Origin of the sequence: Neptuniibacter sp. CAU 1671 (assembly GCF_029222905.1) — a bacterium.
Lineage (GTDB): Bacteria > Pseudomonadota > Gammaproteobacteria > Pseudomonadales > Balneatricaceae > Neptuniibacter.
The window spans coordinates 18646-39310 of record NZ_JARHUE010000005.1; the positions used below are offsets into that span (position 1 = coordinate 18646).

Annotated in this window: 21 protein-coding genes; 10 read left to right on the forward strand and 11 right to left on the reverse strand. The window is 51.5% G+C overall.

Going from position 1 to position 20665, the window contains the following annotated elements:
• The first annotated feature begins 29 nt into the window (after positions 1 to 29).
• The 6 genes from gluQRS (at position 30) to P2G53_RS09675 (ending at position 6654) form a co-directional block, all read left to right on the forward strand.
• On the forward strand, positions 30 to 917 hold the full coding sequence (gene gluQRS / locus P2G53_RS09650) for a tRNA glutamyl-Q(34) synthetase GluQRS (protein ID WP_275816637.1): 888 nt from the start codon (positions 30 to 32) through the stop codon (positions 915 to 917).
• Between the two features lie 565 nt (positions 918 to 1482).
• Entirely contained in the window at positions 1483 to 2889 is a 1407-nt protein-coding gene (pcnB, locus tag P2G53_RS09655; RefSeq protein ID WP_275816639.1) for a polynucleotide adenylyltransferase PcnB, read from the forward strand.
• A complete protein-coding gene (folK, locus tag P2G53_RS09660) occupies positions 2882 to 3373 on the forward strand; it encodes a 2-amino-4-hydroxy-6-hydroxymethyldihydropteridine diphosphokinase (RefSeq protein WP_275816641.1) in 492 nt (163 codons plus the stop codon). Before pcnB ends, folK begins: the two co-directional genes overlap by 8 nt.
• Positions 3374 to 3407: 34 nt before the next feature.
• Positions 3408 to 4202, forward strand: coding sequence for a 3-methyl-2-oxobutanoate hydroxymethyltransferase (panB, locus tag P2G53_RS09665; protein ID WP_275816643.1), 795 nt, complete (start codon positions 3408 to 3410; stop codon positions 4200 to 4202).
• A 9-nt stretch (positions 4203 to 4211) separates the two neighbouring features.
• Positions 4212 to 5060: a pantoate--beta-alanine ligase gene (gene panC, locus P2G53_RS09670; protein WP_275816645.1), complete on the forward strand. Its 849-nt coding sequence runs from the start codon at positions 4212 to 4214 to the stop codon at positions 5058 to 5060.
• 412 nt (positions 5061 to 5472) lie between these two features.
• Positions 5473 to 6654 carry an acetyl-CoA C-acetyltransferase gene (locus tag P2G53_RS09675; protein ID WP_275816647.1) on the forward strand — a complete coding sequence of 394 codons (1182 nt, stop codon included), beginning with the start codon at positions 5473 to 5475 and terminating at the stop codon, positions 6652 to 6654.
• A gap of 45 nt (positions 6655 to 6699) precedes the next feature.
• On the opposite strand, the gene P2G53_RS09680 is transcribed toward P2G53_RS09675, so the two are convergent.
• Together P2G53_RS09680 and P2G53_RS09685 are read right to left on the reverse strand one after the other, a co-directional pair.
• Positions 6700 to 7095 (reverse strand): hypothetical protein, encoded by a 396-nt coding sequence (locus tag P2G53_RS09680; protein WP_275816649.1) that lies wholly within the window; start codon positions 7093 to 7095, stop codon positions 6700 to 6702.
• A gap of 82 nt (positions 7096 to 7177) precedes the next feature.
• On the reverse strand, positions 7178 to 8014 hold the full coding sequence (locus P2G53_RS09685; protein WP_275816652.1) for a 6-carboxytetrahydropterin synthase: 837 nt from the start codon (positions 8012 to 8014) through the stop codon (positions 7178 to 7180).
• 118 nt (positions 8015 to 8132) lie between these two features.
• Here P2G53_RS09685 and rsuA point away from each other — a divergent pair, with 118 nt between their 5' ends.
• Together rsuA and P2G53_RS09695 are read left to right on the forward strand one after the other, a co-directional pair.
• A complete protein-coding gene (gene rsuA, locus P2G53_RS09690) occupies positions 8133 to 8828 on the forward strand; it encodes a 16S rRNA pseudouridine(516) synthase RsuA (protein WP_275816654.1) in 696 nt (231 codons plus the stop codon).
• Complete coding sequence (locus P2G53_RS09695) at positions 8825 to 9865, forward strand: methyltransferase (protein WP_275816656.1); 1041 nt, start codon at positions 8825 to 8827, stop codon at positions 9863 to 9865. The genes rsuA and P2G53_RS09695 overlap by 4 nt, the downstream gene beginning before the upstream one ends.
• Before the next feature lie 62 nt (positions 9866 to 9927).
• Here P2G53_RS09695 and ilvN read toward each other — a convergent pair whose 3' ends face one another.
• Both ilvN and P2G53_RS09705 read right to left on the reverse strand, forming a co-directional pair.
• On the reverse strand, positions 9928 to 10422 hold the full coding sequence (ilvN, locus tag P2G53_RS09700; protein WP_275816658.1) for an acetolactate synthase small subunit: 495 nt from the start codon (positions 10420 to 10422) through the stop codon (positions 9928 to 9930).
• Positions 10423 to 10424: 2 nt separating this feature from the next.
• Positions 10425 to 12146 (reverse strand): acetolactate synthase 3 large subunit, encoded by a 1722-nt coding sequence (locus P2G53_RS09705; protein WP_275816660.1) that lies wholly within the window; start codon positions 12144 to 12146, stop codon positions 10425 to 10427.
• Between the two features lie 420 nt (positions 12147 to 12566).
• On the opposite strand from P2G53_RS09705, the gene P2G53_RS09710 reads away from it, so the two are divergent.
• Entirely contained in the window at positions 12567 to 12833 is a 267-nt protein-coding gene (locus P2G53_RS09710; RefSeq protein ID WP_275816662.1) for a hypothetical protein, read from the forward strand.
• An 11-nt stretch (positions 12834 to 12844) separates the two neighbouring features.
• On the opposite strand, the gene P2G53_RS09715 is transcribed toward P2G53_RS09710, so the two are convergent.
• Complete coding sequence (locus P2G53_RS09715; protein WP_275816664.1) at positions 12845 to 13633, reverse strand: response regulator; 789 nt, start codon at positions 13631 to 13633, stop codon at positions 12845 to 12847.
• Between the two features lie 75 nt (positions 13634 to 13708).
• A complete protein-coding gene (locus P2G53_RS09720) occupies positions 13709 to 14401 on the reverse strand; it encodes a hypothetical protein (protein ID WP_275816666.1) in 693 nt (230 codons plus the stop codon).
• 371 nt (positions 14402 to 14772) lie between these two features.
• On the opposite strand from P2G53_RS09720, the gene P2G53_RS09725 reads away from it, so the two are divergent.
• Positions 14773 to 15030 carry a hypothetical protein gene (locus tag P2G53_RS09725; protein WP_275816668.1) on the forward strand — a complete coding sequence of 86 codons (258 nt, stop codon included), beginning with the start codon at positions 14773 to 14775 and terminating at the stop codon, positions 15028 to 15030.
• A gap of 43 nt (positions 15031 to 15073) precedes the next feature.
• On the opposite strand, the gene clpB is transcribed toward P2G53_RS09725, so the two are convergent.
• The 5 genes from clpB to pgeF form a co-directional block, all read right to left on the reverse strand.
• Positions 15074 to 17653, reverse strand: a complete 2580-nt coding sequence (gene clpB / locus P2G53_RS09730) for an ATP-dependent chaperone ClpB (RefSeq protein WP_275816670.1) — start codon at positions 17651 to 17653, stop codon at positions 15074 to 15076.
• 141 nt (positions 17654 to 17794) lie between these two features.
• A complete protein-coding gene (locus tag P2G53_RS09735) occupies positions 17795 to 18136 on the reverse strand; it encodes a hypothetical protein (protein ID WP_275816672.1) in 342 nt (113 codons plus the stop codon).
• Positions 18133 to 19083, reverse strand: a complete 951-nt coding sequence (locus P2G53_RS09740; RefSeq protein WP_275816674.1) for an ATP/GTP-binding protein — start codon at positions 19081 to 19083, stop codon at positions 18133 to 18135. The genes P2G53_RS09735 and P2G53_RS09740 overlap by 4 nt, the downstream gene beginning before the upstream one ends.
• A 211-nt stretch (positions 19084 to 19294) precedes the next feature.
• Positions 19295 to 19918, reverse strand: coding sequence for a M15 family metallopeptidase (locus P2G53_RS09745; RefSeq protein WP_275816676.1), 624 nt, complete (start codon positions 19916 to 19918; stop codon positions 19295 to 19297).
• On the reverse strand, positions 19911 to 20663 hold the full coding sequence (pgeF, locus tag P2G53_RS09750; protein ID WP_275816678.1) for a peptidoglycan editing factor PgeF: 753 nt from the start codon (positions 20661 to 20663) through the stop codon (positions 19911 to 19913). The genes P2G53_RS09745 and pgeF overlap by 8 nt, the downstream gene beginning before the upstream one ends.
• Positions 20664 to 20665: the final 2 nt, after the last annotated feature.

The window sequence follows — 20665 nt, forward strand, 5'->3', positions numbered from 1 at the left end:
AATCAGTTACAGACTTCCAACTTCCCGTTATGACGGCCGTGAATTACGTCGGACGTTTTGCTCCCTCCCCTACCGGCGCTCTGCATTTTGGCTCCCTGCTGGCGGCTTTAGCCAGTTTTCTTGATGCCCGTGCACAACAGGGCGAATGGCTATTGCGCATAGAGAATCTTGATCCTGCCCGCGAGCAACCCGAAGCGAAAGCTCAATTTCCATTTGTTCTGGAAGCATTTGGCATGTTCTGGGATGGACCGATTGTCTATCAAAGTGACCGCCTAGCCTTCTACGAAGAAGCGCTCTGCAAGCTAAGTTCACATCACCTGACGTATCCCTGCAGCTGTTCACGCAAAGAGATCCAGACCAGAACCCACAGCGGACTGTATGATCGCCACTGCCTGCTGCATGGCCCGACGCCGCATAAAAGAGCAGGTTACCGTCTGCAGTGCAGCTCTGGCGGCATCTGCTTTACCGACCGCATTCAAGGCACCCGCTGTTTTGATCTGTCACAAGAGAGCGGTGACTTTATTTTAAAACGCCGTGACGGCTTATTCGCGTATCAGTTAGCCGTTGTTGTAGATGATCATTTACAGGGTATTACGCATGTCGTACGCGGCAGCGATCTGCTGACTGAAACACCCCGCCAGATTCAGTTACAACGTTATTTGGGTTACCAAACACCTGACTATGCCCATATCCCAATAGCAAGCAATGCAACAGGCCAGAAACTCAGCAAACAAACAGCGGCAACCGCACTGGATACAAAGCGGCCCGAGAGCCAACTCATCCGAGCACTGCAGCATCTGGACCAGGCTCCACCACCCGAACTGATGAGCGAAAAGACCTCTGACATAATCAACTGGGCGATCCGGAATTGGCGGCCGCAACAGATCCAAAGAACTGAAAGAAAAGCAGTTTTTTGAGCCATTTTGTTGTTTTTATGCACCGCAAAAAAATAACTTTTTTTTCGCAAATAAATACCTAATCCGAAAGTTAACCCTTTGGATTAATAAATTTTATTCAACTAAAACAATAGATTACCGACTTTAGTCATATAGACTTCAAGATAAAACCTAAAGCCTTACTACTGTGCTTTGCAACATGAAAAAATATACGACTAAAGTTGTTTGCTACCCTCGGAAAACTCCTGTTATAGTGGCCTCCGAAAACAACAAGAAGCATGCTTTGAAACATGCACCATAATAAAAATAAAAATAGGTTGTATGCGTAAAAGCCCCGCCTCGAATAAAAATAAAAATGAGGCTTGAATAGCAGATCGTAGAGCAGCACAGCGAACTATAGCTCTACAATAAAAATAAAAAGTGGGAAATAACGTTGTCCCCTGATGTGCGATCTGCTCCCCATCCCCCCCTTCTGTAACTTCTATCCACCCGACTTATTAGCTTAAGGTTTTACTTATACCGTATCGGTATCGGTGTTATCATGCGCAGCCTGAAACCCTGAGCGACTGCAGTTTTATTCAAATCAATGGGCAGACCACTTATCCAAACAATTATCTCCCGTCTTCGCGGACTACTGGGTTCTTCTCAGCAGAATACGCCCGTAACAGCGGACGCTATCGACTTTGGCAAACGCCTTATCCCGGAAACTGAACATCGTATTCCCCGCCGTTTGCTGGATGATAACGCCCTGAAAGTTGCCTATCGTCTGCAGGACAGTGGCTTTGAGGGTTATCTGGTTGGCGGTTGCATCCGAGACTTGTTACTGAACAAGTCTCCCAAAGACTTTGATGTCGCTACCGATGCTCATCCGGAGCAGGCCGCTGAACTGTTTCGCCGTTCGCGTCTGATTGGCCGCCGATTCAAGCTGGTTCATGTCCGCTTTGGCCGAGACCTGATTGAGGTCGCCACCTTCCGCACCAGCCACGACAACCTGTCTGAAGAAGAAAATCAGGACGCCAAACAATGTGACAGCGGCATGATCCTGCGTGACAACGTCTATGGCACCATGGAAGATGACGCGTTGCGACGTGATTTTACGGTCAACGCTCTCTATTACTGCCCTAAAGACCATTGTGTTTATGACTTTGCCAATGGCTATCAGGACCTGCAGCAGAAAAGACTCCGCATTATTGGCAATCCCGATGCGCGCTACCGGGAAGACCCGGTGCGCATGTTACGTGCCGCCCGCTTTGCCGGCAAACTTGGCTTCACCATTGAACCGGCCAGTGAAAAACCGATTTTTGAACTGGGTCACCTGCTAGGCAAGATCGCGCCTGCTCGCCTGTTTGATGAAACACTAAAATTGTTTCAATCAGGTCACGCGGTCGAGTCTTATCAGGAACTTCGCCGACTCCAGCTGTTTGAATACCTGTTTCCACAGTTGGAGCAGCTACTCAAACAAAACGACCCAAATTTGCCGGTTGATACACTGGTTCTGAATGCACTGAGCAACACTGACCGTCGACTGGCTCAGAACAAAAGCGTAACTCCTGCATTCCTGTTTGCCGCACTGCTGTGGTATCCAACCCAGTTGCGCATGGAAAAACTGATCCGCGAACAGAATATGCCTCAGCTACCGGCATTACATGAAGCGGCCAACCAGGTTCTATCTGCCCAGGTTCGCTCTACTGCCATTCCCCGTCGTTTCTCTACTCCGTTGCGTGAGATCTGGGAACTGCAATTACGCCTGAGCCGACAGAGTGAAAAAGCGGCCGCCCGCACCTTTGAGCATCCTCGTTTCAGAGCGGCCTATGATCTTCTGTTACTGCGTGAAAACAGCGGCGAACCACTAAACGGCCTGAGCCAGTGGTGGACCGACTACCAAACAGCCAACCCGGAACAGCGTCATTCCATGAGCCAGGAACCGGAAAAAGCAACGCGTCCCAAGCGACGTCGTCGCAGACGGCCGAGCAACAGCCCGGCAAATGACTGAATCCGTACTCTGTTACATTGGTCTGGGAAGCAACCTTGACCAGCCGGTCCAGCACGTACAGTGCGCCCTCGAAGAATTAGCTCTGCTACCGAATACGGTCCTCCTGCAACACTCATCCCTGTACAGTTCAACGCCAGTAGGACCTCAGGATCAACCGGATTTCATCAATGCGGTAGCTGCTCTTTCAACAAGACTGAGCCCGGATGCATTGCTTGATGAATTGCAAGCATTGGAGCAGGCCCACCAGAGAGTCAGAGAGCGCCACTGGGGGCCACGTACGCTTGATCTTGATTTACTGCTGTACGGCAATGAGGTGATCGATACAGATCGCCTGAAAGTACCCCATCCCTATATGACAGAGCGCAATTTTGTACTCTATCCACTTGCAGAAATCGCACCCATGTGTGAAATTCCCGGCGCAGACACACTGACCACGCTTCTGTCTGGTTGCACGCTGGGCAGCCTAACCAAGTTGCAGGTATAATTCGCGAACACTCTGCCAACAGGACGCTGAACCCATGAGCACCACCACACTGCACACCCTGTCGACAATGAAACAGCAAGGTCAGAAATTTGCCGTTCTGACTGCCTATGACGCCTGTTTTGCCCAACTGGTCAGTGAAGCCGGAATCGAGGTCATTCTGGTCGGCGACTCTCTGGGGATGGTTTTGCAAGGACAGGACAGCACCCTGCCAGTCACCGTCGCAGAGATGGCTTATCACACCGCATCAGTGGCGCGCGGCAATAAGGGCAGCCTGATCATGAGCGATCTGCCTTTTATGAGTTACGGCACGCCTGAGCAGGCCATGCAGAGCGCCGCCCAGCTGATGCAGGCGGGTGCCAACATGGTCAAACTTGAGGGCGGCGCATGGCTCGCCGAGACTGTCACCCTTCTGGCTGAACGCGGCGTGCCTGTCTGTGCTCATCTGGGTCTGACGCCTCAAATGGTCAACCAACTGGGCGGCTATCGCGTTCAGGGCCGTGATAAAGCATCAGCACAGCAAATGATCAAAGACGCCTGCCTGCTGGAAGAAGCCGGCGCCAGCGTTTTACTACTTGAGTGTGTTCCTGCGCTGCTGGCCAAAGAGATTACCCTGGCCGTGGATATTCCTGTCATTGGCATTGGTGCCGGACCGGACACCGACGCTCAGGTATTGGTAATGCATGACATGCTCGGCATTACACCCGGTCGGCCGCCACGCTTTGTAAAAAATTTCATGGCCGAAAGCGGCGACATCGCCAGCGCATTTTCAGCCTACGCCACTGCTGTCAAAGATGGCAGCTTTCCCGCGGCAGAACACTGTTTCGAGTAACCTGTTGTTATGAAAACCCTGCACAGTATCCAGGCACTGCGCGATGAGCTTGCTGTTTATCGCCGGGCAGGCAAAAAAATTGGTTTGGTGCCCACCATGGGCAACCTGCACGAAGGTCACCTGCAACTGATCGATCTCGCCAAACAACATGCGGATATCGTCGTAGCCACAATCTTTGTTAATCCGCTGCAGTTTGGTGCCGGTGAAGACCTGGATAAATACCCGCGCACCCTGGCGGATGATCAGGATAAATTGACTCGTCAGGGCTGTGATTTCCTGTTTGCGCCGACTGAAGACGAAATGTATCCCAACGGCCGCTCAGCCCAGACTCAGGTGTCCGTTCCGGCCATTTCTGATCTGCACTGTGGCGCCAGTCGACCCGGGCACTTTACCGGTGTCGCCACAGTCGTCTGCAAACTGTTTGGCATTGCTCAACCGGATGTGGCTGTATTTGGTGAAAAGGATTATCAGCAGTTGATGGTGATTCGCCAGATGGCCGCCGACCTGTGTATTCCTGTCAACATCGTTGGTGCTCCCATTGCCCGTAACGCCGACGGGCTGGCCCTGAGCTCTCGCAATGGCTATCTGAGCGACGATGAAAAAGCCCGCGCTATCGCACTCAGAGCGACCCTGAATCAGACTGCTCAGGCACTCAAAGCCGGCGAGAAAGATTTCGCCCGGTTGCAGGAAACGGCACAGCAACAACTGGAAACTCAGGGTTTCCGCAGAGATTATTACATGATCTGCCGTCAGACCGATCTGCAGCCTGCTACCGCCACTGACAACAAGCTGGTGATTCTGGCCGCGGCGCACATGGGTCCGGCCCGTTTAATTGATAATCTCGAAGTCAGTTTCTGACACACCTTATACCCTGCAAAACCTGCTGCATTTGTGCTGCGCCAAAAGTACATAACCGCCGCTACCAGCGGCGGTGACTCAGTTTTACTCTTAAGTGGTCTTTTCCACACCCTGCCAACCTGTTACTTTTAAATTCAGGGTGATTACGGTGCATCTGTGACACAGGTCAGTTACCTGCATACCGCTACGGTTGACAAAATCCGGAGCAATACGCAGACTGCAAATTCGTAAGCACTGCAGCGCACAAAATAAATTCAATTCCAGCCGCAGCGGTTTACCCAAAAAGCATTTTTAACCCGGTGGGGGTGCAGATTAATCCGGTCCAAGAGATGCTTTTTAGCTCACTATCCGAGTCATCCAAGAGAATTCACTCTGCGTGAACATATACACTCAAGCTTAAGAGGCATTAAGAATGCGTGATGTAGTTATTGTAGCTGCCGGTCGTACAGCTGTTGGTACCTTTGGTGGATCCCTGTCTCAAATCCCCGCTTCTGATCTAGGCGCTACCGTGATTAAAGGTCTGCTGGAGAAAACCGGAATCGATCCTAACCAGGTAGATGAAGTTATCATGGGTCAGGTGCTGACTGCTGGCTGCGGCCAGAACCCAGCGCGCCAGGCGTGTCTGAATGCCGGCCTGCCAAAAGAAGTGTCTGCCATTACCATCAACAAAGTCTGTGGTTCTGGCCTTAAAGCTGTTCAGATGGCAGCTCAGGCGATTCGCTGCGGCGACGCTGACATTATTGTTGCCGGTGGCCAGGAGAACATGAGCCTGTCCCCGCACGTACTGCCTAATTCCCGTAACGGTTCCCGCATGGGTGACTGGAAAATGGTTGATACCATGATCAAAGACGGCCTGTGGGATGCGTTCAATGATTACCACATGGGTATCACCACCGAAAACATCGTTGAAAAGTACGGTTTCACCCGTGAAGAGCAGGATGCATTTGCTGCAGCCTCTCAGAACAAAGCCGAAGCAGCGGTCACTTCTGGCCGTTTTAAAGACGAAATCATCCCGGTCACGATTCCTCAGCGCAAAGGCGACCCGATCGTTTTTGATACCGATGAGCAGCCTCGTTTTGGCTGTACCGCTGAAGCGCTGGGCAAACTGCGTCCAGCATTCAAGAAAGACGGTACAGTAACTGCCGGTAACTCTTCTACCATCAACGATGGTGCTGCAGCCGTGATCGTGTGCTCTGCAGAAAAAGCGGCTGAACTGGGTCTGCCAGTGCTGGCCAAGATTGCAGGTTACGCTTCTGCGGGTGTTGATCCATCCATCATGGGTACCGGACCTATCTGCGCTACGCAGAAAGCACTGGCTAAAGCAGGCTGGGCAGTTGAAGACCTTGAACTGGTTGAAGCCAACGAAGCATTTGCCGCTCAGGCTATGTCCGTGAATAAAGATCTGGGCTGGAACACTGATATCGTAAACGTAAACGGCGGTGCAATTGCTCTGGGTCACCCAATTGGTGCTTCAGGTTGCCGTGTATTCGTTAGCCTGCTGCACGAAATGGCCAAACGCGATGCCAAAAAAGGCCTGGCAACACTGTGTATCGGTGGCGGCATGGGTACTGCGCTGGCAGTTGAACGCAGCTAAGACCCGTTACAGATAAAAAAACCGCAGCTTTCGCTGCGGTTTTTTTTACTTTCCAAAAATGGATTTGGGTAACAATGCACTAAACCCCGGTAATGACTGCCAGGGCATAAACATTAATTTGAACATCGTTTCCATCTGCTGTGCCATCTGTGCCTGCCACTGGTCAGCCACATCATAAAACAGCTGCTCATCGGCCTCTGCGCTGAAGCTTTCATGGGTTAAGTGCCCCTCGGCAAACACAAAACGTTCACCCTTAAGCTGACTTTTATCCCTAGAGAGGCTGATCTCAAGTGTCTGACATTCAAAACTCAGCCAGGGAGAGGCGGGCATTCGGCTAATCGTTGCTGGCGAAGCAGACGGCAACGCCGGCAGGATCTCAACTTCAGGTTCAGAGGTGGTCGATTGAAGTTTGGGCAAAACAGGCCGGGCAAATCGAGACATAACACTGACCTCACTAATTAATAGTTAAGTACAGCCTAGCTCAGATTCTCAATATTTTGCACCGCAAAAATTTTCACGTTGATCAGGCTTGAGCAATCGCGCCTTTGCCAATCCCCTCATAAGCCCGTACCAGGACCTGAGATGCTGGATGTTCAGCCTTGGTTTTAACGGCAAGATGTTCTGCAATTCGCTCAACAGTACTTTCAGAATCAATCAGGTAGCAGACACGCGCAGGCAGAGACAACTCAAATTCCCCCTGCGGTGCTCGGTAACGGTAGGTATGTTGCGTCTGGTCTGAGGCCACAAGATGGTCAGTGGTGCCAATATAAATATCACGCAGTTGCAGCGACCAGAAATTTTCCAGTTCAGGTGAACGTTCACCATCCAGGTAGACTTTGATTTTTGAGCGGTGGCCATGTGCGATACGCTGACAATTTCCGTCATGTTGCTGCAGGCCGTGGCTGTAGTGGTAAAAGTCACCCTCGATCTGTTCCGGCACAAAACGAATGGTCAGGCCTTGCACTTCGGACGGGAACAATGCCAGTAGCTGATCTTGGCACCATTCAGCCAGTGACTGCTCGGTAATTTCAGCCGTCTCTATCAGCGTGATCGCCTGCTCAGGTGAACGGCAATAAAACCGCTCTCCCGATGGGTACTGCCACTCCACCTCTGTTTGGCCAGCGGCCTGACGACAGGTCAAATTCTGCATGCCGGTTGGCACCACCAGCGCGTGGTCTACAACACGGTCCAGCCATTGTTTTACCTGTTTTTTGACGATACCAAAATCACAGATCATGCCCTGAGCGTTAAGACTGCCGTCCAGCTCCAGCAAAACCATCCAGGATTCACCCAGCAAACCCCGTTCCGGGTGCAGGTAGGAAAAATCCACATGAGTAAGGTTATCGACAAAAAGTTTCACAACAGGCTCCGTTTCAGGGGAGGCGTATCTTAGCGTAAAACGACTGTACAAAAAACGTCATTCTCGGCATGCCTGTGCCGCTTGGGTATAATAGGCGTTTTCTGATGAAACTCAGCCCATGCGTCTCGATAAATACCTGTCCCACGCTACTGGTTTGTCCCGCAAGGATATCCAACGCCTGTTAAAAAAAGGTGCCGTGACCGTCAACGATGAAATTATTCGTAGCGGCGCCGTCCAGATTGATTCCGAGCAGGATGAAATTTGTTTTGAAGACCAGCCCATCGACGCGCCAGCAACACGCTACCTGATGCTCAATAAGCCCGAGGGGTTTGTCTGCGCCAATGATGACTCAACCCATCCAACCGTTTTGAGTCTGATTGATCTGCCTCGCGCAGAGGAGCTGATCATTTGCGGCCGACTGGACATCGACACCACAGGGCTGGTGCTGATTACCAGTGACGGTCAATGGGCACATCGCATCACCTCACCTAAACACAAAACAGGGAAGTGTTACGAAGTCACCACCGCGGACCCCATTCCTGAAAGCGCGATCCGAAAATTTGAACGCGGCATGATGTTGCAGAATGATAAGCAACGCACCCAGCCAGCAGAACTGCGCCTGCTTAGCGAGCATCAGGCCGAAGTGATTCTGACCGAAGGCCGCTACCATCAGGTAAAGCGCATGTTTGCAGCGCTCGGCAACCGGGTCACTCAACTGCACCGCCGCAGCATCGGTCCGGTCACACTGGACCCGGAGCTTGCCCCGGGCGAATACCGCATGCTGACCGATGAAGAAGTGGAGCGCCTCGGATGAGCGATCCGGCCTTTGAACGCCTGCGGCCCTATTTGGAACAGCCTCAGGGGCAGACCCTCTGGGTGGCAGATGAAAACCTGCTGACAACCCGGATTAATCCCTCCCCGTTACTCAAAGCGATCACGAATCGCTATGATCTGGCTGAAAATCTGAAGCGACAGGACTGGTCAGCCCTGTATTCTGATTACGATTTTTCAGTGCATACTGATGCTTCATTTGATCGGGTCATCTACCGTATATCCAAAGAAAAACCGGTGGTGCACCACCTGATCAATCAGGCTTTTCGCGCGCTTAAACCCGGTGGTCAGCTCCTGCTGGCCGGGGCGAAAACCGAAGGCATTAAAACCTATTTCAGCAAAGCCAAAGCCCTGTTTGGTGAAGGGGATTGTTCAAAAACAGCCGGCGATATCTGGTTTGCGCAACTAACCAAAACCTCAACTGATATGTCTGCCCTGCTGGATGATCAAAACTATACCCGGATCAGAGCCGTTGCCGCCGATGAGCAGTTTGAATATTTCAGCAAACCGGGCGTTTTCGGCTGGGACAAAATTGATAAAGGCAGCGCTTACCTGATCGAGCATCTTGATCAGTTTCTGATGACCCTGATCGAGCCACCCCGCAGCGCGTTGGATTTAGGCTGTGGTTATGGCTATCTCAGCCTGAACCTGAGTCATCTGGACATTCCGGTCACCGCCACCGACAACAATGCCGCCGCCATCAAAGCCTGCGAATACAATTTTAACCGGTATCCGATTGATGCCCAGGCAGTGGCAGATAACTGCGCTGAGCAGATTGCCAAAAAATTTGACCTGATTGTCTGCAACCCGCCTTTCCATGCCGGCTTCTCGGTTGACGGCGACCTGACGGATCGGTTTTTAAAGGCCGCCCATGACCACCTTGAATCAAGAGGCATTGCCTGTTTTGTCACCAACCTGCATATTCCACTGGAACGTAAAGCCGCCCGATGGTTTAAACAGGCCGAAGTGATTGCTGCCAATGGCCACTTCAAACTGATCAGACTTAGCCATGGCAATTGACCGGTAACTCGCAGACACAAAAAAGCCGCTCCGAAGAGCGGCTTTTTTAGTGCTTTACGCCATCAAAGCGTCAGTACTTTCTCACCACGCGCAATACCGGAAACACCGGAACGCACCACTTCCATGATATTGGAAGTGCCCAGCGCTTCGATGAAGGCATCCAGCTTGCTGCTGGCACCCACCAACTGCACTGTAAAGGTGTTAGGTGTGACATCAATGATAGTGCCGCGGAAAATATCCGCAGTCCGCTTGATCTCTGCCCGCACGGTGCCATTGTTGGCCTTCATCTTAATCATCATCAGCTCACGCTCCAGATGATCACCTTCGGTCAGATCCACCACCTTCACCACATCAATCAGTTTATTCAACTGCTTGGTGATCTGTTCAATGACATGATCATCACCAATGGTGGTGACGGTCAGTCTGGACAGGGTTTCATCTTCCGTCGGCGCTACAGTCAGCGTTTCAATGTTGAAGTTACGCTGAGAGAACAGACCCACAACCCGGGACAGTGCGCCCGGTTCGTTTTCCATCAATACAGAAATAATATGACGCATGATCAGGTTCTCTCCGTTTTGCTCAGCCACATGTCACGCATGGAACCACGCGGTACCTGCATCGGATAAACGTGTTCAAACGGATCTACGGCGATATCCATAAACACCATGCGATCTTTCATGGCAAATGCCTTACGCATCGCCTCTTCCAGCTCGCTGTATTTCTCAACCTTGATGCCCACATGACCATAGGCTTCAACCAGCTTGATGAAATCAGGCAGCGACTTCATGTAAGACTGAGAGTGGCGGGATTCATAGTTCATATCCTGCCACTGACGCACCATACCCAGAGACTGGTTGTTCAGACAGATAACTTTTACCGGCAGGTTGTACTGACTGATGGTGGACAGTTCCTGAATGTTCATCTGGATACTGCCTTCACCGGTCACACATACCACTTCCTCATCCGGGAAGTTCATCTTGATGCCCATCGCTGCTGGCAGACCAAAGCCCATGGTGCCCAGTCCACCGGAGTTGATCCAGCGGTTTGGCTTATTGAACTTGTAGTACTGTGCGGCGAACATCTGATGCTGACCTACATCGGAACAGACATACGCATCACCGTTGGTGACCTTGCTCAGCATTTCGATAACATGCTGTGGTTTCATCAGCTCGGAATCATCTGTGCGATAACGTCCACCGTGGCGACCACGCCAGTCGTCAATCTGCTCCCACCAGGCTTTAAGCACTGCAGCTTCAGGCAGTTTTTTCGCAGCCTGAACCTGTTCCAGCATCTCTTTCAGCACCGCCTTGGCCGGACCTACAATCGGCACATCCGCTTTGATGGTCTTAGAGATGGACGCCGGATCAATGTCCACGTGCACGATCTTCGCCGTTGGGCAGAATTTATCGGTGGCATTGGTAACACGGTCATCAAAACGTGCACCTACAGCCAGAATCAGATCGCTATGGTGCATCGCCATATTGGCTTCATAGCTGCCGTGCATACCCAGCATACCGATAAACTGTTTATCGGTGCCTGGGTAACCACCCAGACCCATCAGGGTATTGGTGACCGGGTAACCCAGAACACGTGCCAGTTCGGTCAGCTCTTCACTGGCATCACCCATGATGACACCACCACCGGCGTAGATAACCGGACGCTTGGCTGCCAGCAAAAGATCAACCGCTTTTTTGATCTGACCAGAGTGACCCTTGGTGATCGGGTTGTAGGAACGCAGTTTGACGCTTTTTGGAAATTCGTATTCAAAACGTTCGGTCGGGGTAGTCATATCTTTCGGGATATCCACGACAACGGGACCCGGACGACCACTCTCTGCGATGTAGAACGCTTTTTTGATCACCTCAGGAATCTCTTCCGGACGGGTGATACTGAAACTGTGTTTAACGATGGGCCGGGAGATACCGATCATATCGGTTTCCTGGAACGCATCTTCACCGATCAGGTGCGACATGACCTGACCTGTAATGACCACCATCGGAATGGAATCCATGTATGCAGTCGCAACGCCGGTAACGGCATTGGTCGCACCCGGACCGGACGTTACCAGTGCAACGCCTGCTTTGCCGGTAGCACGGGCATAAGCATCAGCCATGTGAGTGGCAGCCTGCTCATGACGAACCAGGATATGTTCGACTTCTTCCTGCTGGAACAATGCATCATAGACATGCAGCAAAGCACCGCCGGGATAGCCATATACGTATTTAACGCCTTGATCGCGCAGGGCACGTACCACCATTTCTGCGCCTGAAAGTAATTCCACCTGTGTCACCCTCTAACGACGCCAGTATTTGGTTACTGACGAAATTAACAGTTTTTGTTTCTGTAACGTTGAACGCGCCTGAACCAGACAAATTGTTGAATCTCTAGCGGTCTCACTCAGAACCAATCAGGGGTAGAGCTGCAGGTTCACGTTCGGGTGTGTGTCGGAGCCAGGGATCGCCCAGCCGACAGACCTATTGAGAAACAACCCTCAGAAAGTTGCTTCCCTGAGCTTCGGGATTTCCTACACGCTCAAGGTCTCAAAAAATTGAGGCGGCAATTGTCGCACAGGCAGATTGCTTGAGCAACCCGGCAGACTCGATCTTCGCCAATTTACCGCAATACCCGGCTAATGATGGACTGTGCACTACGAAGCTGAAGGGTTATAGTGAAATCAAACCCGTTGTATAAGGATTGGAACATGAACATCGGCGAAATTAAAAATCCGGAACGCGTGATTAACGAGCTGATCGGTTTTATCCGCAAGGTGCTGGTCGAGCCTGAAATCTGTGACACCGCCAAGCAGATAGCCCGGGAACATCTCAATGATGAAAATGCAGACGTAGTGATTGCCGAGCTGCTCTCATCCACCACCAATGTAAAGATCCCACCAAAACACAGCGATGCCGACAAGCTGTTTCTGAAACTGCTTAAAGATGTGATCAAGGATGAGAAGGCACTCTACTGAGTGCCTTTTTTTCAGGCTTTTTTCTGTTTCTGCAGGGTCGCAATAAACCGGGTCAACTGCTCCAGTTTTTCCGGATCGGTGTCTGCAAACTGCACATCCACACCAATAAACTGGGTATCAATACGTAATTCGTTGGCGTTCAGGCCGCTGATAAAACCGTTTAACTGAACCACTTTCCCGGGCGCAAATTCGATATCCAGTACCACCTGTTCCAGCAACGCGGGAACACCGTCTTCCCGTTTCAACGCAAGACGTGCGTGCTGCAGAGTTACATCTTTCAACGCGCACTTGAGCAATCCAACTGCGACACGTAACTGCACCAGACCCAGCGGTTTTTTCTGGGGTTTAACCTGCCCGGCCGCGGACTTGCCTGCAGCCAGCATCTGAGCGGCCTTGCGGCGTGACTCAGCACTGGTCTCAATCCGCTTGCCCGCAAATTTGGTGATTTTTTCCACCAGGGATGCATCTTCAAACGGCTTGCCCATGTAATCGTTTACACCGGCCTGAATCGCTTTTAATACATAATCACGTTCACCACGGCTGGTGATCATGACAAAAGGGACATCCCGATACTGTGGTTGTTGTCGGGCCCACTGCAATACTTCAAGGCCGGACATACCCGGCATTTCCCAATCACACAGAATCAGATCGTAGGTGAGTTTGGTCATAAGGTTACGGGCAACCTCGCCATCCTCCGCAGCATCCACCTGATAGTCAGGAAAATGGTTTTTAACAATACGGCTGACATGCTCACGAATTAAACGAGCATCATCGACTACCAGTACTTTTATTTCTGCCATAGCGCCACTCAACGTCTTGTGGGTTAGGTCCGCATCTTCAAATGCATCCGAGTTAGTATCGGCAATTCAGCAACACTAATAAATCTTTGGAATTCTGATTTCGGGCAACCGCTGCTTTAATGCAGACATGACTCGATTCAATGTCGCAAAATCCCTGAAGACCAACACGGTATCGCCATCACCATAATAGGGACCCAGCATCGCAGGAATACTGCTGCCTGGCTGGAACAAACTGCTGTTGGTCATACCGGTACATTCGAAAAACCCGGGCTGGCTGGCAAATACCAGTTTATGGCCATTCCAGGTCGGAGCTCCGCTGGCCTGAGTGGTCAAACAGATACGGGCCTGTTTTATCACCAACGCATACAGAGTGCCCTGTGGCGTATTTTCCATTTGAAAAGCATTCGCCACAGAACTCTGCGTCGCACTGGTTGTGATATACCCCCAGTCCTTTCCCCCACTCTGTTGGTATACCTGGACCAGACGTGGTGCAGCACCGGTGTTCACTTCCCCCGCGTAGGTATAACTGCTTGCCAGCCGTTCACTGTTGACCGCTCGATAGAAAGCAGTTTGTCGCAAAGTGGTTAATAAGGGCTGTGCATAGTCAAGCTGCAGATCCAAACCAGCCTGCACCAACACCATTTCAACAGGCGTTACTTTAAGTGCTTTCTTTTCTTCAACCGGTGGCTGAACAGATTTTGGCTGTCCTGCACATCCGGCAAGAACAACCACCAGCAGGGTGATCAGTGCCCTGAATGTCTGTCGCATTGCTATCCCTCATTCCCTGTCATTTCCCTAGGTTTGGTAAGCATATTACATGGTTTTCTGACTTGAAACCTGTGACCAGCACCTAACCGATGCAACGAAGAACCACTAACAATCAATATCGCCTATTGAAATCACAAATACGTGAAATGATTTCAATTTAAAGCCCAAAACACCCCTCCATAAAACACCAATTAAATCGTTATTTTTCAGACACTTATATCACATCAACCGCACACCGAAATATCCCCGAAAAAAAATAATAAAAGCCTTTTATTTCAACAACTTAAAATCAAAAAAAGAGTTGAATTTATCACCGTTTATTTTATACTAATCAATATAGTTTATTTAAACATCTAAATAGGATTTAGATTATGCAAGAGAAAGAAATAAGGCTTCTTTTTCGGGCGGGTGTATTTCGTTCCTGCAAGGCATCACCAATCTCGATGTCACGCGGCTGGACGTTGAAATTCCACACGCATAATGACGAAATCATCACACTGGACCTGCAGCGTTCACGGGAAGAACGAGAGTTCAAAAGCCTGGATGGTGCGGCAGCAGTGGCGCGCAGAATTGGATTTGAATGGCTGCATGTGCAGCTGGGTGATATGGAGTGGCGCGAGAAGGCATAAAAAAACCCGCCATTAAGCGGGTTTTAGAGAAGTGTGTCGGCGTTTAGTGGAAAGTAAACTCTCCCGCTTCAACGTCAACCGCGATTTCAGCGCCGGGCGCATACTGGCCAGCCAGAATCTGCTGAGCCAGCGGGTTTTCTATCCACTGTTGGATGGCCCGCTTCAAAGGCCGTGCACCGTAGATGGGTTCGAAACCGACATCAACCAGTTTATCCATTGCGGTACGGGTCAGCGTCAGTGTCAGGTCACGCTCAGCAAGCCGCTTGCGTAGACGTGCCAGCTGGATATCGGCAATAGCGGCCACCTGTTCCTTGCGCAGGCTGTGGAACACCACAACCTCATCGATGCGGTTAATCACTTCAGGTCTGAAGTGCATACCCACCGCTTCCATAACCGCATTTCGCATCTGCTGATAATCATCGTCATCACTGAAGTTCTGGATCAGATCAGACCCCAGATTCGAGGTCATCACCACGATGGTATTTCTGAAATCCACCGTACGCCCCTGACCATCTGTCAGACGACCATCTTCCAATACCTGCAGCAGAATATTGAAAACATCCGGATGCGCTTTCTCCACCTCATCCAGCAGCAGTACCGAATAGGGTTTACGTCGCACAGCTTCTGTCAGGTACCCACCTTCCTCATAACCTACATAGCCCGGAGGCGCACCGATCAGACGGGCAACGGAGTGTTTTTCCATAAACTCGGACATATCGATGCGTACCATCGCTTCCTCGGTATCGAACAGGAAGCTGGCCAGGGCCTTACAGAGTTCGGTTTTACCCACACCGGTTGGCCCCAGAAACAGAAACGAACCATTAGGCCGGTTTGGATCAGCCAGACCCGCACGTGACCGACGCACAGCATTGGACACCGCCACGACAGCCTCATCCTGACCGATAACACGCTGATGCAGTGCCTGTTCCATCCGCAGCAGTTTTTCGCGTTCACCTTCCAGCATCTTGCTCACAGGGATACCGGTCCAGCGGGAAACCACTTCTGCAACTTCCTCTTCGGTCACCTTGTTACGCAGTAGCTTGTGGGTCACTTCGCCCTGTTGTTCCGCTTCAGCGACGGCTGTCAGCTGCTTTTCCAGCTCCGGAATCACGCCATACTGCAGTTCAGACATGCGGGTCAGATCACCGGCACGGCTGGCCTGTTCCATCTCTACACGGGCCTGGTCCAGTTTCTCTTTCACCTTCTGAGAGCCCTGCAGCGCTATTTTCTCAGCTTTCCAGACCTCATCCAGATCAGCAAACTCTCTCTCAAGACGGCTGATCGTGCCCTCAAGCTCCTGCAGGCGCTGTTTTGCAGCGGCATCCTGCTCTTTCTTCAGGGCTTCACGTTCCATCTTCAACTGGATCAGACGGCGTTCCAGGCGGTCCATATCCTCCGGTTTGGAGTCCATCTCCATCCGGATGCGGGATGCGGCTTCGTCGATCAGGTCGATCGCCTTATCGGGCAGCTGGCGGTCAGTGATGTAACGCTGTGAAAGCTTGGCGGCGGCAATAATGGCAGAGTCGGTAATGTCCACCCCATGGTGAACCTCATACCGCTCTTTAAGGCCGCGCAGAATCGCCACAGTGGACTCCTCGTCCGGCTCATCCACCAGCACCTTCTGGAAACGACGCTCAAGTGCGGCATCTTTCTCCACATACTGGCGGTATTCATCCAATGTGGTGGCGCCGACACAGTGCAGCTCACCACGGGCCAGCGCCGGTTTAAGCATGTTGCCTGCATCCATCGCGCCTTCGCCTTTACCGGCGCCGACCATGGTGTGCAGCTCATCGATAAACAGGATCACCTGACCTTCCTGCTTGGCCAGTTCATTCAGCACCGCTTTAAGGCGCTCCTCAAACTCACCACGGAATTTAGCACCGGCAATCAGCGCGCCCATATCCAGCGATAACACCTTTTTGCGCTTCAGCCCTTCCGGTACCTCACCGTTAACAATACGTTGCGCAAGACCTTCTACGATCGCCGTTTTACCGACACCCGGTTCACCAATCAGGACCGGATTGTTTTTGGTACGACGTTGCAACACCTGAATGGTCCGGCGAATCTCATCATCACGACCAATCACCGGGTCAAGCTTGCCCGACTCAGCACGCTCAGTAAGGTCTATACAGTACTTACCCAATGCCTGACGGTTATCCTCGGCATTCGGGTCATTGACGCTGTCGCCACCACGCATCTGATTAATGACCTGCTCCAGTTTGGCTTTGGTCACACCGGCATCCCGCAGCAGTTTACCGGCATCCGATTTATCGTCTACCAGTGCCAGCAGCACCAGTTCACTGGCAATAAACTGATCCCCGCGCTGCTGGGAAAGCTTATCGATCAGGTTAAAGATGCGGGCACAATCCTGTGAAAAGCGAACCTCGCCGTCCGGATTACTCACCCGCGGCAGCGCTTCCAGTTTGCTCTGTAGCTGCTGGCGCAGAGACGCAACATTGGCACCCGCCTGTTGCAAAACCTGCCCAGCAGTGCCCTGACGCTGTTCCAGCAGGGCACTCAGCAGATGGATCGGTTCGATATAGTTATGGTCACGCCCAACGGCCAGCGACTGGGCATCGGCCAGGGCTTCCTGAAGTTTGGCGGTAAATTTATCGGGGCGCATATTTCCTCCACACCCAAGTCCCTTAACGGGATTAGATCAACTGAATGACTCAGGTATGGGGGTGAAGTCAGTCAGCTTCAAGCGCCGACTGACTAAAAATTAGACAAAACTGATATATATCAATTTTTAATACGAGTCTGATTAAGCGGACTCTGTCGCCGCTCTGAGGCCTTTCTGGCTGCATTTCACCACTTCTCTCAGCAGCTGAATATTGCTGTGTTTAGGTGAGAGACATACCAGAATCCAGCCCTGTGGCATGAGAAAACCACTCAGGCGCATATGCCCGATTTCAAGGTGAGACTCATTGTGGTTCGCGCCTACACGTGAGGCGTTATGGAAGATATAGGTGAACGCCTGACGCGCAATGGTCTGATAGTTTCGATCATTGGCCTCAAAGGTTGAAGCCTCAACCTCTTTATTGCGCAGAAAACACGCAGCCTGAATCAAACCCGGTTGATGTAACTGTTTAAGGGCAGCGATCATTCGTTACTCCACTGTAGCAGGTCAGCCGCTTGCTGTTTCAGGACATTCAGGGTCAGATTGGGTTCAGAACACAACCCTAGCGCGTGCTGGGTATCTACAAACACAGACAGGGTTTCCTCACCCTCGCCGCACAATACCAGATTATCAATCGACCCCATGAACGCGGCTTTTTTCTCCAGGGCGGAGATTAGATTTGCCATGGAGCAGAGCAACTCCTTCTTGATTTCACTCTTGATGGTCGAATCAACGATTTTTCGTTCGGCATCAAGATACATCGCGGAGGTAATGCCCCGGGTATTTACCGCAGCCTGCAGCAACGGCACCTGATTGAGCGCAGCGGGCTCTTCATCCTCTTGCGGTAACTCAGGCTGCTTACTGTCGAGACGGGCACCAATGCCTTCCCAATCCAATCCAGCGACTTCAGTCCCCACCAGCTCCTGTAATACACCAAGCACAGAGGAAGGGACACGCGCATCAATAAACATCACCGTGGTAAACACGCCCATATCCTTGAGAACACGCTGATAATGCTGAAGATCTGGCTCAGCACGCAGGTCGGAGTGGGTCACCGCAATGATCATGCGACGACGGACAATAAAGTCCCGAAACTCTTCTAAGTAGAATTTGATATCCCGGAAGGGGTCTTTGCGGGTGTTATCCACAAGCAGGATCATGCCGATGGCGTCATGCGCCAGATCGCTCATCATCAGCTCCCACATAAACTTGAAGCGTTCCTGACCCGGCGTACCGTAAAGGTGCATGCGTGCGGTGTCATCAAGCTCCAGCACACCATAGTCCATCGCGATGGTGGTGGTTCGCTTGCGACGAATCGCAGAATCACTGACATTGGCGTCTGTATCGACGGTATCAATGTCGCTCAGAGATCGAATGGCGGTTGTTTTGCCCGAGGCAACCGACCCGGTAAACAACACCTTAAAATCTTTCATTTACAGCTCCCTGACGGTGTAAAACAGACATGCAAAGAGTCGCGTAAACCCAACACTATGAAAATCTTAAACCGCGCACCGCATGATCAACAAGCCAAGCCTGTTAATTCTCACCGATTTTTATCTGTCTTTATGATCTGGCCATAGATCCTGATAAGTATCGGCCAAAGCATCGTCAGCTCAAGTGCAACGCTTCCAGATTCTTGCACGATCAGGCAATTGGGATATCAAAATAGGTGTCGGGATAGGGTTCATCTGCCAGAGTAAAGTGCCACCATTCATGATGAAAAGGCACAAAACCGTGACGTTCCATCACTTCCCGGAGCAATAACCGGTTGGCTCTTGCCTGCGGACTCACCTCGGAACTGTCAATCCATGACCGGGTCCCAAAAAAATCGAACTGGCTACCCATATCCAACTCTGTCGATTGATCAAGGCTTACCAAAGTCAAATCGACTGTACTGCCTCGACTGTGACTGGAACGCGCCAGCAGATAACCCTGGGTAAACAACTCTTCGGCCTTCAGGCCGGGATAATACTCAGCCGCCAGCTTTGGGTCGGTTGTCCCCTGCGCCCAGCGTAAAAATTGATTCACCGCCCTTTGCGGACGATACGCATCGAATACTTTCAACCCCAACCCGGCGGATTTCAGATCTCGCTGCACACTGAGCAAGACCTGCGCAGCGGGTGGCGTCAACCAGGCCATGTTCGCGGCATAACCTTCAATGGGTGCACCGACAAAATTATCTGAAGTGGCATATTTAAGATCAACAACAAGGTCGGGAATCAGACCCTGGAGGTTGATAAACAGCTCAGAAAGTATGTACTTACTCACAATCTACAACCTGCCTTTCTTCAATCCATATCAGACTGGCCATCCGGCCGGTCTGACCATCACGACGATAGGAATAAAAACGCTCCGGGTCGTTATAGGTACAGTATTGACCACCAAAAACATGTTCTACACCCGCCTGGGTTAATTTCAGGCGCGCCAGATGATAGAGATCCGCTAGGTATTTGCCGTGCTGATCCTGCTCACTGAAGCCCTCTGCAAACTGATCACCCAGCCCAACAAACGCCTCTCTGACTTCAGCTCCAACCTCAAAAGCGTCAGGGCCAATTGCAGGACCAAGCCAGGCCAGAACCCTGTCACCTGGGGAGAATATTTTTAGCGTTGCTTCAAGCACACCTTGTTGCAGACCACGCCAACCGGCATGCGCTACCGCCACTTTTGAGCCGTCTGCATTGGTAAAGAAAACCGGCAGACAATCAGCCGTCATCACAATACAGGCGAGACAAGCTTCATCTGTCCAGCAGGCGTCCGCCTGAGGAACCGCTCCGTTATCCGCTGCTTTTACAACATCAACGCCATGCACCTGATTGAGCCACTGCGGCGACCTGGTCAGTCCCAATGTCTGTATCAGATCGCTCCGGTTTTGCGCTACCGACGTAGGCTGATCATCCACATGATCTCCAAGGTTCAGACCGGCATAGGGTGACTCACTCACGCCACCCGCGCGGGTGGTGGTGAGTGCTTTAATGTGTGTCGGAGCATCCCAGTCCGGCAGTATAAATTCCATGG

Excerpts from the sequence above, each read along its gene's own strand:
- gluQRS (WP_275816637.1), top strand. The coding sequence starts at position 30 with ATGACGGCCGTGAATTACGTCGGACGTTTTGCTCCCTCCCCTACCGGC.
- pcnB (WP_275816639.1), top strand. The coding sequence starts at position 1,483 with ATGGGCAGACCACTTATCCAAACAATTATCTCCCGTCTTCGCGGACTA.
- folK (WP_275816641.1), top strand. The coding sequence starts at position 2,882 with ATGACTGAATCCGTACTCTGTTACATTGGTCTGGGAAGCAACCTTGAC.
- panB (WP_275816643.1), top strand. The coding sequence starts at position 3,408 with ATGAGCACCACCACACTGCACACCCTGTCGACAATGAAACAGCAAGGT.
- panC (WP_275816645.1), top strand. The coding sequence starts at position 4,212 with ATGAAAACCCTGCACAGTATCCAGGCACTGCGCGATGAGCTTGCTGTT.
- P2G53_RS09675 (WP_275816647.1), top strand. The coding sequence starts at position 5,473 with ATGCGTGATGTAGTTATTGTAGCTGCCGGTCGTACAGCTGTTGGTACC.
- P2G53_RS09680 (WP_275816649.1), bottom strand. The coding sequence starts at position 7,095 with ATGTCTCGATTTGCCCGGCCTGTTTTGCCCAAACTTCAATCGACCACC.
- rsuA (WP_275816654.1), top strand. The coding sequence starts at position 8,133 with ATGCGTCTCGATAAATACCTGTCCCACGCTACTGGTTTGTCCCGCAAG.
- P2G53_RS09695 (WP_275816656.1), top strand. The coding sequence starts at position 8,825 with ATGAGCGATCCGGCCTTTGAACGCCTGCGGCCCTATTTGGAACAGCCT.
- ilvN (WP_275816658.1), bottom strand. The coding sequence starts at position 10,422 with ATGCGTCATATTATTTCTGTATTGATGGAAAACGAACCGGGCGCACTG.
- P2G53_RS09710 (WP_275816662.1), top strand. The coding sequence starts at position 12,567 with ATGAACATCGGCGAAATTAAAAATCCGGAACGCGTGATTAACGAGCTG.
- P2G53_RS09715 (WP_275816664.1), bottom strand. The coding sequence starts at position 13,633 with ATGGCAGAAATAAAAGTACTGGTAGTCGATGATGCTCGTTTAATTCGT.
- P2G53_RS09720 (WP_275816666.1), bottom strand. The coding sequence starts at position 14,401 with ATGCGACAGACATTCAGGGCACTGATCACCCTGCTGGTGGTTGTTCTT.
- P2G53_RS09725 (WP_275816668.1), top strand. The coding sequence starts at position 14,773 with ATGCAAGAGAAAGAAATAAGGCTTCTTTTTCGGGCGGGTGTATTTCGT.
- clpB (WP_275816670.1), bottom strand. The coding sequence starts at position 17,653 with ATGCGCCCCGATAAATTTACCGCCAAACTTCAGGAAGCCCTGGCCGAT.
- P2G53_RS09735 (WP_275816672.1), bottom strand. The coding sequence starts at position 18,136 with ATGATCGCTGCCCTTAAACAGTTACATCAACCGGGTTTGATTCAGGCT.
- P2G53_RS09740 (WP_275816674.1), bottom strand. The coding sequence starts at position 19,083 with ATGAAAGATTTTAAGGTGTTGTTTACCGGGTCGGTTGCCTCGGGCAAA.
- pgeF (WP_275816678.1), bottom strand. The coding sequence starts at position 20,663 with ATGGAATTTATACTGCCGGACTGGGATGCTCCGACACACATTAAAGCA.